We start from the raw sequence: 17,197 nt of genomic DNA, 5'->3' as shown, positions 1-17,197 counted from the left end.
TAACCCCATTCCCTCACCCATAAATTTTTCCACTCAATTGAACTTTTTGTCTCAATAGAACAAGGTTATTGCTGAGTCCTGAACATCGTTCAAGATCTGAAGAACCTCTTAGAGGCTTCATTTCACTTGGCATAATCTTTCAAGACCTTATTGAAACGTTCTATTGAACTCAATTTGACCACACAAAGCTGCAATGATCATGGCTTTTTCCCGCCTTGATATTTGAACAAATGCAGCATTCTTGAACCTTGGAGGTTTGTATGAAAATTCAAGGAATTACAGCACTGATTACCGGAGCATCAAGAGGAATTGGACGGGCAATTGCATTAGAACTTGCGAAAGCCGGAGTTAAACGTCTACTTCTCGTCGCTCGGGATCGCCAAAAACTAGCAGAATTATCCCAAGAATTAGCACAATTTCAGGTCGAAGTTGTCACCTTAGCAATTGACTTAACTCACCCTGTCGAAGTCAACATTGCGATCACTCAAGCATTGCGTTCCCACGGGCCAGTTGATTTACTGGTAAACTGTGCCGGAGTCGCCCACCAAACCCCCTTCTTACAGTCAAAAATACCCGACTTACAAGAAGAAGTTTCCCTCAATTTAATGGGAATGTACACCATTACCCGTTCAGTCGCGCGACGGATGGCAAACCGCAAACAAGGTACCATTGTTAACGTCTCTAGTTTAATGGGAAAAATTGCCGCACCCACAATGGCAACCTATTCCGCGACAAAGTTTGCCATCTTAGGGTTTACCCAAGCCCTACGCGCCGAACTCGCCGAACACAATATTCGAGTCATGGCATTGTTACCCACATTGACAGATACGGATATGACACGCCGACTTCAATTATTCCGTTGGGTGGTACCGATGACCGCCCAAGAAGTCGCCGAAGTGTTAATTGATGGACTTCGTAAAGACTCACCCGAAATATTAGTCGGATGGCAAAGTCATTTAGCCGTTTGGTGTAACCGAATTGCACCAGGACTGTTGGAGAAGGTTTTATTACTCGCTTCTCCCCTCTCGACTCATCCATCCCCTTCTTACTCAAAAATGAGAGCCTAATCTCACCTGTTTCTTTGTTGAATAAATAGCATTGTTGAATAACCATTCACTCGATTTCTCAAAGAAGTCGGGTTTTTTTCTGTTCAATTTCCGATCAGAAGTTAGAAGTCGTGAGGTCAGAAGTTGTTTTTTCTCTCCTATCTCCCCCTGCACCCGACCTCCTGCTCACTGTTCACGGGTCTAGGGAGTTGAACCGCTCAAATGTCAGGAAACTTGTAAATCTGATCACCTCCGAACCCTTAAATTTTTCTGAATTGCGATCGCGATCAAGTTGAGCAATATTTTTCCGCAAATGAACTCAAGCTCAAAATCCTCTATTCTCCGGCTATCAGTGGTTTTTGCGATTTCAGATGGATGCTCAAACCCAGAACTAATCTAGCTTTACAGTCAGTATCATCAGGTAAAATTTTAGGCGATCGCAGGGGTTCAGCAAGCCCCATTCATTTAACTTTTGTGTCAAAATCCTTCTACTAACAGGCAAACAATAGGATAAACTTGCCTATTACAGAGCAGTTTATGCTAGAACAGCCATCAGTTCTGCTGTTTGAGAACATAGGCAATAGCTTCAGGAGGTACACTTAGCATGAACAAAGAACAGCTCGTCCAAGAAACTGCATTCAAAGCAGGAGTCACCAAGAAACAAGCTGACGCGATTGTATCAGCGATCTGTGAATCGATCATGGATGCCGTTGCAGAAGGGGAAAAGGTCACACTCGTTGGATTTGGCTCATTTGAAGCCAGACATCGTAAAGCGCGTGAAGGCCGTAACCCTAGCACAGGCCAGCCCATGACAATTCCCGAAACCACTGTTCCAGCGTTTTCAGCCGGAAAAGCGTTTAAAGAGATGGTGGCTGAGGAGTCCGACGAAATCGTAGCCTAAACCCAGTTTATGGGTTGACAAGACCCTGTATGCTTTAATGCAGTCCCATGTCAGGTTTGTTGATCAATCTTCAGCTTGGCGTGGGATTAGTTTTTTCCCATCTGAGGCAACACTCAGAAATCGTGAGGTCAGAAGTCAAAATCTCCCGATCTCCCGATCTCCCGATTACTGTTTACTGTTTTAATACCACTCGTTCACCGTAACGAAGCAACATTTCTACAGTTGCTAACCGATTTTCCCAACTTTCGACTTGATAGCCTCGTTCTAAGGCTTGTAGGCGCATAGACCGTTGAAACTGACCTTCAAACGCACTCAAGAGACCTTGAGCAGTCTTTAGATTTGCAGGCGTCGGATTACTCGCTAATTGGTTCAACGCTTCAGCTAACTCCTCAGCTTGCTGACTTAGCGCTTGCAACTCATTATCTCGAATCCATAAACGGTCATTGGCTAACAGAAAACTCCATTCCCGTTTCAAAGCCGTATACCGATCAGCGGCCGCCACAAACGGTTGACGGTAGGGAATAGCAATAGAACGACAACTTTGATCAATACATCCCTGAGTACGGTTAAAAAAGGCTTGTAAATGATTACCAATGCTTTCAACCGCAAAAATAGAATACCCACCCGTTGGTAAGTCTCGTAACGCCTGAATTTGATCAATTGCCACAATTTCCGGAATATCCAGAAGCTTCACCGAAGGCACAATTAAAGTCGCACCGAGACGATCAGAATGGGTGAGCGGCTGAGTAATTCGCTGTAAACGATTAGTATCGAGTGAATAGGTCATGGGTACAACCAAATCGACATAATTCTGTTGCGCCCAAGTTTCCCAATGTTGTTGAATTTTGCGAATACGATCCTGTTCAGGATGGGGAAAGACTGCCACGGAGAAAATCACATCTGGATATTGCTTGCGTAGCAACTGAGACACTTCCCGCACCATCGTACTTACCTGTTCAACTCGGAAGTTCACCCACTGTTGCCACAACTGACTATCTTTCGGACTCACCGAGATCGGATCAACTCCCGTTAACTGACGAAACTGTTCTCGTCCGGCGGTACCATAACCAAAGTTAAAATTGCGATTGGGATCTTGGAACGGATAGCGAATATAGTCAAGCTGTATCCCATCAACATCGTAGTTGTGGACAATCTCTCCGACGAGCCGGAGAATATAACTGCGAACTTCACGATTAGCGGGATCAAGATAAGCTTTACCATCGCGTTCATGCCAAACTCGACCTCGACTATCACGATTCGCCCAGTCAGGATGAGCTGTCAGAACAGGCCCTAAATAGCTAGTCGGCTGATTCACTAAAGTATTATGGCGCTGGTTCGCGGTGGCAAATGTCCACAACCAAGCGTGTAGTTCCATCCCCCGTTCGTGAGCAAGTTTAACCCCACTGGCTAACGGGTCCCAACCTTGAGTGAGGGGGTTTTGCTGCGGTGCAACTCGGGTGGGATAAATGGGATAGCCTGCGTTAACGGTTTCAAAGAAAACGGTATTAATTCCGGCTTGGGCGAGTTGATCAAAGATTTTCGCGAGTCCGGCTTCTCCCCGAGCTTGCACAATCGTACCGCGATCGAGCCAAACTGCGCGAATTTCTGCCCCTGCTCGTTCCCCATCGATGGGATAATTTTCCCAAAGTTTTTGTCGAGCCTCTAACCACTGTTGTCGGGCGGCTGCCCAATTTTGTTGATTGACTAATTGGGGAAAGTCTTTGAGAACTTGTTGGACATAGGCGATCACTTCTGTTGCGGCTCGATTATCAATCGGATTGGTTTGAGCGACTTCGTTGAGTTGAGTCGATGCCACTGTCAAACTGACTGGGGTACTGCCAGAATTGGCTGCAACTAAGGCATTTTCAAACCGTCCTAACAGGTTCATCAACTCTTGACGCATGACGTTTGCCATGTATTCATCGATCGGTTCATTTCCCTGGGTGACGCTTAACCCCGCAGGTGCGATCTGATCGGAGGGATCTGCAAAATCATCGAGTGCGCTTTGATTATTGGGGGTACGAGTCGCCCTCCAATTAGAATTGGTTGCAGGTGTCCCGGATTGAGAGGTTGAACCGGATGATAAAGTTGACGCTAAAGACGAATTTCTACCTGATGTCGCAGGCGTTTGTTCAACTGATTGGTTTCTGGGGGTCAGTCGATTATTATTGACTGGTGAACGGGAGTTGTCTCTGTTTGAACTTCCTCGATTAGCGGCTCGATTGCCAGAGGTTCGATCTGTATTATTAGAGTCTGAGTTCCGATTGGCTTCTGTATTCCGTCCCCGATTTCTCCCAGTCGGTTGAACCGCAGTTTCTCTTGTCGTATTATTTGGTTCTGTGCGGCGATCGCGATTTCTCCCAGTCGGTTGAACTCCAGGCTCTCTGATCGTGTTATTCGATTCGACAGAACGGCTTGGACTGGTCAATGTCGGTTGTACCGGAGTCGGAGTATTATTAACCGCTAAACCCGGATTAACCCCGCCATCATAGCGATTCACGGCTGCTTGTAACCAAACCGCATCAATATCTGCGCCTTCACCACTTCCCCAGCGCCAACCGATATAAGTTGCACTCCGAGTCGTAATTACAGATGGAGATCCGCCGCTTCCTTGCCAAACGCCTGCGGTGTAGCTTTCTAAGCTAGACGGAATTAACACACCCCCATTCACACTTCCTTGACTTTCAAAAGAGGGCGACCATTCAGTTAAATCACGACAAATTTGTTCTCGACAACGATTTCTTTTGGCTTCTGGTTGAGCCGCACCACTTAATGGAAAAGCCCAATAAGAACCCAATAAAGTCCTCAAAAGTTGACGGGCTAAAGGAGTTGATTTCTGACCAATCGGCCCACTGGCGATCAGTTTTCCCCCTTGATTAACCCATTGTTGTATTATCTTAATCTGATCTGTTTTTAAGTCTTCTACATTCGGCAAAAACAAAACTTGAATACCTGCTAAATCGTTAATACTCCGAATATTATCGAGATCAACAGTTGTATAATTAACTTGGCTTGATTTCAGCCGTCCTTCAATCTGGCTCCAATCGGTTGCACTGTCAGAGCGAACTACTCCCAACACTGCACCCGCCATTGCGGTTGATGAACGTAACACCCAGCAACTGATTAATGTACCCGCCAGAGTTCCGACTAAAGCTTGTGTGAAAAAAGATAGCGAGCGCTTCTGAATCATATCTATTAATTTAATGCGTTAACGACGTTCCCTGCCTCACAGTTGCACGTTTGTCATGCCCAATTTTCAGGGATGACAGTTCAAATTTGATGAGAATTAACCTGATGCGGTTAACTACATCATAAAAAACACCCCAATCACAGAAATCCTAGATAAATCTTCACTATTCTACTCTACAAGAATTTGAATCACTGGGGAAGACACCGTATTCTAGCTTGCTCTTTTTACTCAAAATGTTAAATCAGATAGTTTTTGAGAAATTGAGAGAATAATCCGATTCAAGAGAGAACACTGGTATTCAAGACTACAGTTTAACCTAGATTTCAAGATTCAGGAAAAAACAATAATTAGACAATAGGAACTGATGGGTGACAAAAAAGCTCTCCACTAGACTCAATCAGTTTAACTATTTTCAGCCCCCGATGCCTATCATTAACTTGTGCAGGGTATCACTTCAGCACTGCACGAGTAGACCTCATTTTAATAGAGTAGAATTGATCTAATAATATCGCTATGGGTTTTTCGCGTTATGAGTTATTGCTTCAATCTTCAATGTCCTAATCCCACAGATCCAGCGAATAAAAATCAACTGGTTTGCTGTAACTGTGGTTTTGATCTTTTGCTACAAAACCGATATCGGATCTTGAGGCAGCTTGGTAGATGTGAATTTGATAATTGTGAAATTGGTAAAACGTTTGAAATTGTTGATAACCACACAGGTACAAACAAAGTTTTAAGAGTTTTACTCAAACCACATCCCAAACTTGCTTTTTTACAACAAAAACCGATTGCTTTTTTTGAACATGAAGTGAAGGTTTTATGTCAACTCAAACACCCCGGCATTCCTCGGGTTGAACAGGATGGCTATTTTACCTTTATGCCGAAGGAATCGAAAGAACCTGTTCACTGTCTGGTCATGGAAAAAATTGAAGGTTTACTTTTAGAAGATTGGATGACCCGACGAAACAACAAACCCATTAGCGAAAAACTGGCGCTAAAATGGTTAAAACAAATGGTAAAAATTTTGGATGAATTTCATTGTAAAAATTATTATTTTCGCGACATTAATTCCAAAGCTATTACACTGAAACCCGATGGAAATTTAGCATTAACTGATTATCAAATGTTGCGCCAAAGAAACTTACTACAGGGGTTGTTACAGGTATTGGCTAAGTGTCGTCCCACAGGTATTGTCAGTCCGGGTTGCTTAGTGCCGGAGAATATAACGAGCAGAAACATTGCAACAGATGACTTTTTCTGGTTGGGTCGGATGTGGGTATTTCTATTAACAGGAAAACCCGAAAAAGCTTTTCCCGAAAATCCTAGAACAGGTAAGTTACTCTGGCGGAAATATGCTCCCCATATTTCTCAACATTTTGCTGATCTACTTGATTACTTAATGGCTACTTTTCCCGGCAATCGCCCTCAAAATTGTCAAGTCATTTTAAAATGTATTAGAGACATCAAGCAAGAACAAGCAAAAATAACCAGTAATTATCAAGAAACATCCCAGACAAAAACTCAGGAAAACAAGAATAAAAAGAAGAATACTATTATTTCTGATTTAATAAACAAGCTAAATCAATGTTGGACTTTTACTTGGAATCTCCTTCGTAAAATGAGTTCATACTTAGGGTTATTAGCAAAGTGAGCCGATCAGTAATTAGGGTGATTAATCAATTTATTGCCCTTGAAAGTCCGGTTAACAGTTTACTGAAAAAGCAGAAATCACCCTCTCGAAATAGACGCTTAATCTTCCAAAGTCAAACAACCCGTTGCTATAATCACATTTCCCCCAGACAATATTTGAGTATTGAATATTGTCAGGAAAGGTTCAACTTCTATCAGAATTGAATTGAACTATACCGGGTTCAGATAATCCACTCAGTTCGATATTACTCTCTGAAGAAATCGCCACTCCGTTGTCAAAAATTTTGTTACTGTCAAACCTCAAGATCATTTATTTTAAAAAGATACTATTCTTCAAAAGAATTAAGGCTTTACAATTACAGGTGTTCCGATCATAACTTTCTCAAATAATAATTGTACATCTTGGTTCAACATTCGGATACAGCCATGAGAAGCGGCTTGTCCTACAGTGTCTTCGTTGGGGGTACCGTGAAAGCCGATGTAGTTGGTGCCATCCGTCCAAAACCCGATCCAACGCATCCCCAAGGGATTATCGGGGCCAGGGGGAATAATTTCTCCGGTAAAGGGATGTTCCCAGGCGGGTTCTTGAATTTTCTGAATGACTTGATATTGACCTGTGGGAGTTTCCCAACCGTCTCGACCTACTGCAATTGGATAACTGGTCAGCAGTTGATCTTGACGATAAACATAAACTCGGCGATCGCTTAGTCGTATAATTAACTGTAACTTCGGATCAGAAGGTTTAGAGATCTGGTGAAGAAGGGAAGATTTAGGAGTTGAGAATTTGGTAACAGATAGTTTTGCTGCCACAACTCCATCATTTACAGGAGAGGAAATAACAGGCTGAGGAGTAGCGAGTAATAGAAAAACAACGAGGGAACTCAGGGATCTCAGACGGTATATAAAAAATTTTCCTCTCACCATATACTGTTTGTACTGCACGAACCCGCAAACAAATTTTACACAATTTGACGTTCTCTATCCGGAATTTAACATAACACAGGCGAATCCTAGCAAAAGAGTCAGATCCGGTTGAGGGGTATCCATCTGCCCCGTATTGAAGTTCTTGTTCTTTCGACAAAACAGAGATCAAAAAGGACATAAACTTGTTAAACTAGGAATGATAGAGTATGTAAAAGTTATAAAAACTTGGGTAAACTTTAGGTATCTACTAGACTTGCACCACTCCAAATTTTCACAGAAATTTCACCGTTTATGATTGTTGAATAATGTTGATTTAGGAAAGTGATTTCCGGCAATGAGCTTCTAGGATTGGAGTGGATGTTGAGAAATCCACTATTACTTTTTGATCAGCAAATGTTAGCTCAAACTCCCACCAATGAGGCGACTTCTATGGATGCTGAACAGATTTTTCCTTTGATTGACAGCATTCTTCCGTTTGAAGTGTGTTTACACTATCAAGTTTTACCATTATCGTTAACTGATGATTGTTTGCATTTAGGGGTGGTTGATCCTGATGATCATTCGGCTTTAGATTATGTCAATAAAATTTTAGCCTATCGCAACTGCTCTATTGTCACGCAGAAGATTTCTTTTCCAGATCAAGAGGTGATTTTATCTGCATATTTGTATCGTACTCAGCATCCTAATTCAGAAGTCAAGACACCCAAAAAACACTCAGAAAATGGTGTCGAAGTTGATCATAGTTATGTTTTAAATCGCCATAAAAATCCTAATAAAAATCCTAAAATTTGTTCTTGTACTGAGTCCAAATCTACACAGGGTAAGGTAAACGCATCTTTAAATTCTTCAACTCCAGTTGCTCAATCTACTTCAGAGACTTCTGAAATTGACAAGTCTGTAGATAAAAACTTGCTCAATTTAGAAATCTATACGAATCACTTAAATGATCCCCTGGAAATTTTAGCGACATTAACGCCCGACCACTTATTACATGAACTCTTAGGTCGAATTCTCGCAGGTGGAATTGGTCGCTTGTATTTTGAATGTCAAGCTTCTACTGGTCGAATTTTGTGGAGTCAAGATGGTGTCTTAAAATCAGTCTTAGAAGATTTAGAAGTGAATCAATTTCAAGGTGTAATTAATGAATTAAAGCGGTTGCTAGAACTTCCGTTGATTCCAGTTGATCAGCCTAAACAAGCTGAAGTTGAGCGTATTTATCGGGGAAGTCATATTTTGTTGCGTCTGCGAGTTACACCCGGAGAATATGGGGAAGAAGCAAACTTACAAGTGTTGCGAGGTGCGGCGTTAAAATTTCACCAACAACATAAAATGACTATTTTGAGTCGAGATGCTTTACGGTTAGCCCAACAACTAGAGAAAAAATTAGCAGAAATTGAAGAACGTGCAAATTCAACTGCTCTACCGTCTGATAATTTACCGTTGTTAACGCAGTTGCTTAAAACAATTCTCCACCAAGTCGAAGAATTGCTTCACAAGAATGAACTTTGATCAAATTAACAATCCCCTAGCTCCCTATTTGCCCATTTCCTTTTGTCAGGAGTGAGTCAATTACATTATCAGTCGTGATTGTCTGCTTCTCATCTATTATCGGTTGTTTGTTTTAGGCACGGGTATAACAATACCCAGTCTGTGCTTATTTTTATGGGAATTTTTAAATGATCTCCAGTGCTACTCAACTCGCTCGCAATCAACCCAGAAGTGATTTAGATATATAGAATGACTCCTTAAAGTTGATCCTAGACTTGATTGCACACTTGAAATTATGCTTCAGTCCAAGGCATTTTACTCCGGGGTCTCTGAACATTGACTAAATCCGAATTCTCGTTGTAGAGGATTAGTCATATCTTCCGGAGAGAATATTAATTATAATTGAGTTGATTTTAGAAATTGTAGTAGTTTAACTTGAATCTATGACTTCCAAATCTGGCTAGAATGTGAAAATCTTGTGAAAAAAATCCCCAGGAGGGGGATATTTGAGCCGGGTTGCCCATTGTGTTGGCATTCTTTAATTTGCCTAAAAACGGATTTTTGAATTTGTACAAAACTTGTCTAGACATTTAACTTGTTTTTGACCGATGAGTGTATTTTTTGTAACTTAGTCTGTGAAAAACTTGTATTGAATTCATAGATCAACCCAAAAAAGAGAGTATATCTTGTTCAAAAATGGCATAATATATCTATACTAAAAATAGTGATTAAGTCTCTGCGGTTGGAAAACAACTAATTTAGCAGGTATAACTCTATAGACAGTCAGGAGATTGCCTCTTAAGCAAACTCGGTCTGCTGTCTTTTTCCTCGGCTGTAGTCTCAAACTTCAGCTTTGGAATAGCTCTTGACGTTAACAGAAAAAAAAATTGATGGTCACAACTTCTCTAACTTCACCCTTTGAGGTTGCATCAGGCTTCCATGCCCTATCTGACCCTTTGCGAGTTCGAGTCTTAGAATTGCTGCAACAGCAAGAATACTGCGTCTGTGAACTGTGTGAACAGCTTCATGTCAGCCAGTCTAAGCTCTCGTTTCACCTGAAAGCGTTAAGAGAGGCTTCTCTTGTGCGGGCCCGTCAAGAGGGTCGATGGGTCTACTACAGCGTTAACCGCCGTCAGGTTAATCTGCTTGAACAATATCTCTCCGAGTACAGTCGCCGTGCAGCGGGGCTATTGTCGGGTCGTTATTCGTCATGTCAGTGAAGCCGACTGACAAAAATAGACACAAATAAAACTCGTCTCCCCCACTGATCTCTAATGGAGATCACCAAGTGGGGGAGTTGATCCTATAGGAGACTATTATAACTGAGTCAGTATTAATACTTGCTAATCTGCTGTAGAGTCGGTACACTTGAATTTACCATGACAGCATACTTCTAACCAAAACTTTAGAATAAGTTATAGACGCTTGACAAAGGTGACAAACTTCTCTAAGGCCTCTTCTGGGAGAAGTGATCAGCTTATACCGATGTACAAGCTTATCTAACTGCCCATCGTAGCCACTGTATATATATAAATGATGCCTCGGATATTAGTTATCGATGATGATCCTGCGATCGCAGAACTTGTAGCCATCAACTTAGAAATGGCAGGTTATGAAGTCAGTCAAGCTGAAGATGGCATAAAAGGGCAAGCCTTAGCCCTACAGTTATTACCTGACCTGATAATTTTAGACTTGATGCTACCCAAGGTCGATGGGTTTACCGTCTGTCAACGTTTACGACGAGATGAACGCACGTCAGATATCCCCATTGTCATGTTGACAGCATTGGGACAAACTCAAAATAAAGTCGAAGGCTTCAACTCCGGTGCAGATGATTATCTGACTAAACCCTTTGAACTCGAAGAAATGCTAGCGCGAGTTCGTGCTTTACTCCGTCGAACTGATCGGATTCCGCAAGCCGCTAAACACAGCGAAATTCTCAACTATGGGGTTTTGACCTTAGTTCCAGAACGGTTTGAAGCCATTTGGTTTGACAAAACCGTTAAACTGACTCACCTAGAATTTGAACTGCTACACTGTCTGCTTCAGCGTCATGGTCAAACTGTCGCTCCCAGTGAAATTCTCAAAGAAGTCTGGGGTTATGATCCTGATGATGATATCGAAACCATTCGAGTCCATATTCGACATCTGAGAACGAAAATGGAACCCGATCCTCGGCATCCCCGCTATATTAAAACCGTATACGGGGCAGGTTATTGTTTGGAGTTACCGAGTAACGGTTCTGTTCAAAACGAAAAGGAGGAGGAACCAACAGAGGAGTCTGTTAGTAGCAATGGAGGTTCTAAGGTCACAAAAGCAGACTAGAGAGAGTCACCAGTCACTATCGGGACTATTGATGAATGATCTACTCAATTATCAGTTTTCACAGTAGACAATTTTGACTCTCAATCCCTCACACTCAACTCACTCACTTCTGACTTCTATAGTTTCCTTCACCGACTCCTCTTACTTGAGAAGATCATGATCAGCGAGTAATTTCTCAACTCGGGCTTCATCGACTCTCGAGACTAATTTATAAGCCTCGTGATTATCTCGAACGGTTTTAGCCAGGGTGAAAGAAGAACCGATTGAGAATGTCATTCCCATACCCATAAAGCCTTTAACCCAGTTATCAACAGGTAGATAGATAATTCCCAAAGTAGTTGCAGAAACAGCAAGGATAAAAGACAGCCAAACTTGAAAGATCCATGCTGGTGTATCTTTTAGAGGTGGGGCTTTTTGGCTCATTATTCAAGACTCCTGAAGTGAATTGCGCTTTGCTGCTATCATACAATTGGAGAATTAGTAACTCAGTGAAGTGATGGACAGTTTAAATAAGTGTACACTACTAGAATTGTTGTCAGAGCGATCGCAGGCAAGTTTTACCTGTGTTTGTTAGCCAGGAGATTATCCACTTGAAAAACTGTCTGTTCCTAAGAACATATTGAAACTTAAATCTCGATAAACTGGTTGTGAGTCACCCGCAGAGAAATAAGCAAATGGACTCAGACCAGCCTCAGTTACTCTATACAACTCAAGTTTAGATTTGACTGGACAAATAAATGCCCAAATTTTTAGACGGGTAATGGCGAAAGGCTGAAACTGCTTCACAACCAGTTTAATGCCAGTCAACTAAAATGAAGATGTCATTATTCTAGAACTCTATATCGATGAATGATCCGTCCTCAAAACCTGTATCTTCGCCTACTCAGCAATCAACCTTTGCAACTCGCCTGAGAAATCTGTTAATTACGCTGGTTGCTGTTATTTTAAGTGCAGCTATTCTTGTGGGTTTGAGAACTGAAGCGACTTCAACTTCTCTTCCCGAACTAGCAGAAGAATCAACTTCGTTTGAGGTTGCTTTGAGTAATGGAAAGCCAACTTTAATTGAGTTTTATGCCAATTGGTGTACCACTTGTCAAGCGATGGCACCGCAGCTTAAAGAGATTAAGCATAACTATGAAAATCAACTCAATTTTGTCATGCTCAATGTTGATAATAGTAAATGGTTGCCGGAGATTTTAAATTATCGAGTTGATGGGATTCCCCATTTTGTCTTTTTGAATGAGCAAGCTACTGCGATCGCCCAAAGTATTGGAGAAATTCCCTCAACAGTGATGGAAGCAAATCTCGATGCTTTAATTGCAGGTAATTCTCTACCTTATGCTGAAGCAACCGGACAAGTTTCTGCTTTTAAACCCTCTGTTACAACTCCAGAAAGCAATAGCGATCCTCGCGCTCATGGAAGTATGATTGTTAATTAAAATCATCTAATTTTCAAGAGCAAGTTTGATTTTTTCGAGGATAAAATCAGGGAATTAGAATAATCTGAATTCCCTGAATATTCAACACAAAGCTTGGATTGAGTTGTTGATGCCCCTGATAGAACGCCTAGTCTAGTCCAAAGTATTTGCTTAGTTGTTAAGCAATACCTCATTGATTAATAATCCTACAATATTTTTTGTTAGTTAAATAGTGAGTCGTGTAAATTTTACCGTTAGAGGATGTAAAGCTTTTGTAAAGATCCTCTCATTAAAATCTCAGATCTGTTTTAGTCACCGATCTCAAATCAGACTTAAAAAATTGTTAAATCAAATTTGATATAGCATTGAGTAGGGGAGAATATCCCTAAAAACGATTGCTCTTGAGCAAATTTAAGTGATCGCACTAGCTCTCCGATTAATTTATTGATCTTAAAAGGTTGAAAACAATGGAAACAGCAACATTTGGGGCGGGCTGCTTTTGGGGAGTAGAAGCCGCATTTCGTCGAGTCCAAGGCATCTCCTCTACCTCTGTCGGCTATATGGGCGGACATTTTCCCAACCCATCCTATCTTGATGTCTGCGCCCGCATAACAGGTCACGCCGAAGTCGTTCAACTCCAGTATGACCCCGATCTTATTTCCTATGAGAAGTTATTAGAAATATTTTGGAAAATTCATGATCCAACCTCCTATAATCGTCAAGGGGCAGATCGAGGAGAACAATATCGTTCAGTGATTTTTTATCATACACCCGAACAAGAACAGATGGCTAGACGATCTAAACACAAGCTTCAGATGTCTGGACAGTACGAAAAAGAAATTGCGACTCAAATTCAAGCCAGTTCTGAATATTATCTTGCCGAAGCGTACCATCAACAATATTATGAAAAGCAGGGAATTAGCAATAGTCGCTAACGAAAAAAAGGCAGAAGACTATTTTCAGATCAACTAATATTGGGTGAGTGAGGTAACTTAATGGGATATAGCAGAGAAGTCAACAGTGGCGACTTTGAAGTTGAAGTTTTGCAAAAGTCAAACGAACAGATCATTCTCGTAGACTTTTTCGCCACCTGGTGTGGGCCTTGTCAACTGATGAAGCCCTTACTCGAAAAGCTAGTCAAAGAATACGACTTTATTTTAGCCAAAGTTGATATTGACAAAAATCCCGATCTCGCCAATACTTACAACATTGAGGGTGTTCCCGATGTGCGAATTGTACATCAGGGAGAGGTCAAGAGCGGATTTGTGGGTGCATTGAACGAAGTACAACTGCGACAAGTATTAGCGCAGCTTAACTTAAAGTCTGAACTAGAAAAGGGATTAGCTAATATTGAAATGGCAATTGCCAATCAAGATTTAGACTCCGCCCAACATCTATTTCAACAGTTACTCGAAAACCATCCTAATCGGCCGGATTTGAGCTTACAAGCCGCGCAATTTTTTCAGGACGTGCATCAAAACGATAAAGCCAGTAAGCTGTTAGCAACGATTTCTGAAGATCAACGAGAATATTATCCCAAAGCCCAAGCGTTAAAACAGTTAATTGAGTTTCAAACCGTCGTTCAGCAGCCAGGGACAAGTGAACTTGATAGGCGTTATGCTCAAGCCTGTAGTCTCACCCTAGAAAAAGACTATGAACCCGCTCTGATTCTCTTTTTAGAGCTTGTGAGTACCAGTCGGAGCTACAAAGATGATGCGGCTCGTAAAGCCATGTTGACCTTGTTTGAATTACTGGGTGAGGATCATTCGTTAACCCAGAAATACCGAAAACAGCTTATGTTACAGTTGTACTAAAAATTTAGTGATTTTCCCTTCAAACCACTTGTTTTACAGGTTCTAATGAACAAAGCTTTAGTAATTTTAAGCGAGTTAAATGATCGCGATATCGACTGGATGGTGAACCATGGAAACCGAGAAAAGGTTACGGCTCACACGATTCTCATCCACGAGGGTCAACCCATCTCAGCACTTTATATTGTTTTGGAGGGAACTCTTAGCGTTTCAGTTGCCGCAGTCGGAAATCAAGAAATTGGCAAAATTGGCTGTGGGGAAGTTCTGGGAGAAATGTCATTTATTGATGGACGTCTACCCTCCGCGACGGTAAAAGCGGTGGAAAATTCGGTGGTATTGGCAATTCCCCGACAATTATTGACTGAAAAACTGGATCGCGATGTCCTTTTTGCCCTACGGTTCTATCGAGCGGTGACCAAGTTTCTCTCGTCTCGACTGCGAAACACAGTTAACCGCTTTAGCGACGAATCCAAGACATCCGCTCCTACTCCTTCTTCTCAGACTAACTCGCCGTTAGAGAATCAGCTTGAACCCAATCTGTCTCGGTTTGATTTAATTATGAAGCGTCTACGAGGAGTTGATTTTTCTGATTCTTGAATAAAAAAATAAATCGGAGATTGGCGAGTGAGGGTGTAAGCTGATCTTGTTATTCCTCAAGGGTTGTAAGAGTTGAATCCGTAATTTCTCTGATACTCTTTTTAAAAAAGATACAAACGATCAAGCTAAAAGTTCAGTATCGTCACTGTTGAATATAAGGGGTGTTATATCTTAACGTTAAGATAGAGTTTAGGAAATAACAATGCCAGTGACTACTCCTGTTTCAGATATCCCCAATCTTGTTCGCACCCTTCGTGAACGCTTAGGCTTATCCCAAGAAAAACTAGCTGCCAGTCTGGGTGTTTCATTTCAAACTGTGAACCGATGGGAAAGAGGACGCGCCAAACCCTCCCAGCTTGCTTTAAATGCAATTGAACAAAAACTCGCAGAAATGGGTGTACAAGGGTCTGATCTGCTTTACAAATATTTTAAGCAACAGTAGGCCAGCAAGATTTGACCCCAAAAGGGGCGCTTATACTCATTTATTTCTTGGAGAAAAAATCTGAGTGCATCAATGCTAACCGCATTCTTCTATATTTTACCAATAGCTCTCATTCCATTACTTCCTTTTTGGTGCAAAGAGGAGATACGTGGAAAATTGAACATGGTGTAAAGATTTGTAACAGATGTGGCTAAAGAACCAGCATCCAAGGCTGTAAGGCAGATGGAATAGCCTCTATATCAATCAGATAATCCCTAAATCGCTTGATATGACGGGTGAGATAAGGACTTAAAGAGGCCACATCTTATCACCTTTAATAAAAGATTATATAGAAAAAATAAAATAAAGTAAGCAATACAAAACCTTTGTACTATCCTTATAAAGATACCCACGAACTTAGAGAATTAGTTACTGATAATGCAAGAAGAAAGAAATATTGCTGTTGGACAGTTAGAATTAATTCGCGACAAGATTCTCAATTCTTATTTAAACATTATAGAAAAGAGTTTTCAAGAAAACCATTCACAATTCAAGCTAATCAATTATGGTACGGGTTCAGGTAAGACTCACCAATTATTTGAAGCAATATGTCAAATGATCGAAAAGTATCCAGATATTCAAACTATTGGTATATACGTCGCTCCATTGAGAGAACATTTATCTGTTCCCAGTCAAGTTAAAGATAAATATCAAAATATCCCCGTCTATACTATAAATTCCTTAGAAATGAAGACGACGGACAAATACATTCTACTATATAAAAAATGGATACCTTTAATTCTTAAAAACACAAAACTGTGGAAACAAGCTTCAAAAGTCTCTTTCAAAGATAAAGTTGAAGAACATAAGCAAAAACTAAAAACAGCAAAAGATGTCATTAGCCGTCTTGATTACATTAAGACGATAGGTTTGGGGAATGAGGAATATAACAAATCGGAAATTACTAGAGCTAAAAGAGAATTAAATAATGCGTTGGAGAGCTTTTTAGAATTTTACATAAAATGCGAATTAGAAAAAGATAACTTATCGAATGAATGTTCGGAGCTAATTAAAATATTTTTTCCTTTATATCTTCTTCGAGATCAATCTGGTATCTTATTGCTTACTTACGACAAGTTTGAAACTAAAATACCCTATTTTATCCACAACGGCAAAAAATGGGTTAAGAGGAACGAACATTTAGATAAGTATGTAGATCAAAATACAAATAACTCTAGAAAGTTTATCTTAGCTTTTGACGAGCAAGAAGATGGCTATCAAATCATGCTCAAGAAAAAGATAGATATTATTTCTCCCGAAGATATGGCAATTAACAATGCACTGTCATCAATTTATCGGGAGTTTAGATTAATTTTTTTTAATAGAAATAATTCAAACAGAGAATTATTAAATTTTCTTGATCGCA

At 40.8% G+C, this 17,197-nt stretch carries 15 protein-coding genes; 12 read left to right on the top strand and 3 right to left on the bottom strand.

The genetic code is table 11. The features are described 5' to 3' along the window. Nucleotides 1–260: 260 nt before the first annotated feature. Together L8106_RS15680 and L8106_RS15675 are read left to right on the top strand one after the other, a co-directional pair. The gene (locus L8106_RS15680; protein ID WP_009785325.1) at nucleotides 261–1,067 is read left to right on the top strand and encodes an SDR family oxidoreductase; all 807 of its coding nucleotides are present in this window, start codon (nucleotides 261–263) and stop codon (nucleotides 1,065–1,067) included. Between the two features lie 583 nt (nucleotides 1,068–1,650). Further along, nucleotides 1,651–1,947: an HU family DNA-binding protein gene (locus tag L8106_RS15675; protein ID WP_009785324.1), complete on the top strand. Its 297-nt coding sequence runs from the start codon at nucleotides 1,651–1,653 to the stop codon at nucleotides 1,945–1,947. A gap of 172 nt (nucleotides 1,948–2,119) precedes the next feature. Here L8106_RS15675 and L8106_RS33725 read toward each other — a convergent pair whose 3' ends face one another. Beyond that, nucleotides 2,120–5,137, bottom strand: a complete 3,018-nt coding sequence (locus L8106_RS33725) for a glycoside hydrolase family 10 protein (RefSeq protein WP_009785323.1) — start codon at nucleotides 5,135–5,137, stop codon at nucleotides 2,120–2,122. 529 nt (nucleotides 5,138–5,666) lie between these two features. On the opposite strand from L8106_RS33725, the gene L8106_RS15665 reads away from it, so the two are divergent. Further along, nucleotides 5,667–6,788 carry a protein kinase gene (locus L8106_RS15665; RefSeq protein WP_009785322.1) on the top strand — a complete coding sequence of 374 codons (1,122 nt, stop codon included), beginning with the start codon at nucleotides 5,667–5,669 and terminating at the stop codon, nucleotides 6,786–6,788. A 341-nt stretch (nucleotides 6,789–7,129) separates the two neighbouring features. Here L8106_RS15665 and L8106_RS15660 read toward each other — a convergent pair whose 3' ends face one another. Next, nucleotides 7,130–7,711 (bottom strand): L,D-transpeptidase, encoded by a 582-nt coding sequence (locus L8106_RS15660; RefSeq protein ID WP_009785321.1) that lies wholly within the window; start codon nucleotides 7,709–7,711, stop codon nucleotides 7,130–7,132. Nucleotides 7,712–8,068: 357 nt separating this feature from the next. On the opposite strand from L8106_RS15660, the gene L8106_RS15655 reads away from it, so the two are divergent. The 3 genes from L8106_RS15655 to L8106_RS15650 all read left to right on the top strand — a co-directional run bounded on the left by L8106_RS15655 (nucleotide 8,069) and on the right by L8106_RS15650 (nucleotide 11,524). Beyond that, the gene (locus L8106_RS15655; protein ID WP_009785320.1) at nucleotides 8,069–9,220 is read left to right on the top strand and encodes a hypothetical protein; all 1,152 of its coding nucleotides are present in this window, start codon (nucleotides 8,069–8,071) and stop codon (nucleotides 9,218–9,220) included. Nucleotides 9,221–10,089: 869 nt separating this feature from the next. Beyond that, a complete protein-coding gene (locus L8106_RS30595) occupies nucleotides 10,090–10,419 on the top strand; it encodes a helix-turn-helix transcriptional regulator (protein ID WP_071941397.1) in 330 nt (109 codons plus the stop codon). A 316-nt stretch (nucleotides 10,420–10,735) separates the two neighbouring features. Then, nucleotides 10,736–11,524, top strand: coding sequence for a response regulator transcription factor (locus tag L8106_RS15650; protein ID WP_009785318.1), 789 nt, complete (start codon nucleotides 10,736–10,738; stop codon nucleotides 11,522–11,524). Nucleotides 11,525–11,665: 141 nt separating this feature from the next. Here the strand turns inward: L8106_RS15650 and L8106_RS15645 are convergent, their stop codons facing one another. Then, nucleotides 11,666–11,947, bottom strand: a complete 282-nt coding sequence (locus tag L8106_RS15645) for a YiaA/YiaB family inner membrane protein (protein ID WP_009785317.1) — start codon at nucleotides 11,945–11,947, stop codon at nucleotides 11,666–11,668. Nucleotides 11,948–12,369: 422 nt separating this feature from the next. On the opposite strand from L8106_RS15645, the gene L8106_RS15640 reads away from it, so the two are divergent. The 6 genes from L8106_RS15640 to L8106_RS15615 form a co-directional block, all read left to right on the top strand. After that, entirely contained in the window at nucleotides 12,370–12,963 is a 594-nt protein-coding gene (locus tag L8106_RS15640) for a thioredoxin family protein (RefSeq protein WP_009785316.1), read from the top strand. A gap of 446 nt (nucleotides 12,964–13,409) precedes the next feature. Then, a complete protein-coding gene (gene msrA, locus L8106_RS15635) occupies nucleotides 13,410–13,877 on the top strand; it encodes a peptide-methionine (S)-S-oxide reductase MsrA (protein WP_009785315.1) in 468 nt (155 codons plus the stop codon). 60 nt (nucleotides 13,878–13,937) lie between these two features. Continuing rightward, on the top strand, nucleotides 13,938–14,756 hold the full coding sequence (locus L8106_RS15630; protein WP_009785314.1) for a tetratricopeptide repeat protein: 819 nt from the start codon (nucleotides 13,938–13,940) through the stop codon (nucleotides 14,754–14,756). A 45-nt stretch (nucleotides 14,757–14,801) separates the two neighbouring features. Continuing rightward, the gene (locus L8106_RS15625) at nucleotides 14,802–15,350 is read left to right on the top strand and encodes a cyclic nucleotide-binding domain-containing protein (protein ID WP_009785313.1); all 549 of its coding nucleotides are present in this window, start codon (nucleotides 14,802–14,804) and stop codon (nucleotides 15,348–15,350) included. Between the two features lie 202 nt (nucleotides 15,351–15,552). After that, nucleotides 15,553–15,792: a DNA-binding transcriptional regulator gene (locus L8106_RS15620; protein ID WP_009785312.1), complete on the top strand. Its 240-nt coding sequence runs from the start codon at nucleotides 15,553–15,555 to the stop codon at nucleotides 15,790–15,792. A 417-nt stretch (nucleotides 15,793–16,209) separates the two neighbouring features. Then, nucleotides 16,210–17,197 (top strand): hypothetical protein (locus tag L8106_RS15615; protein ID WP_009785311.1); only part of this gene is annotated, 988 nt, incomplete at its 3' end.

The sequence above is a fragment of the Lyngbya sp. PCC 8106 genome (genome assembly GCF_000169095.1).
Lineage (GTDB): Bacteria > Cyanobacteriota > Cyanobacteriia > Cyanobacteriales > Microcoleaceae > Capilliphycus.
The sequence above is the reverse complement of the archived record's forward strand: the minus strand, read 5'-3'. Positions and strand labels throughout refer to the sequence as shown.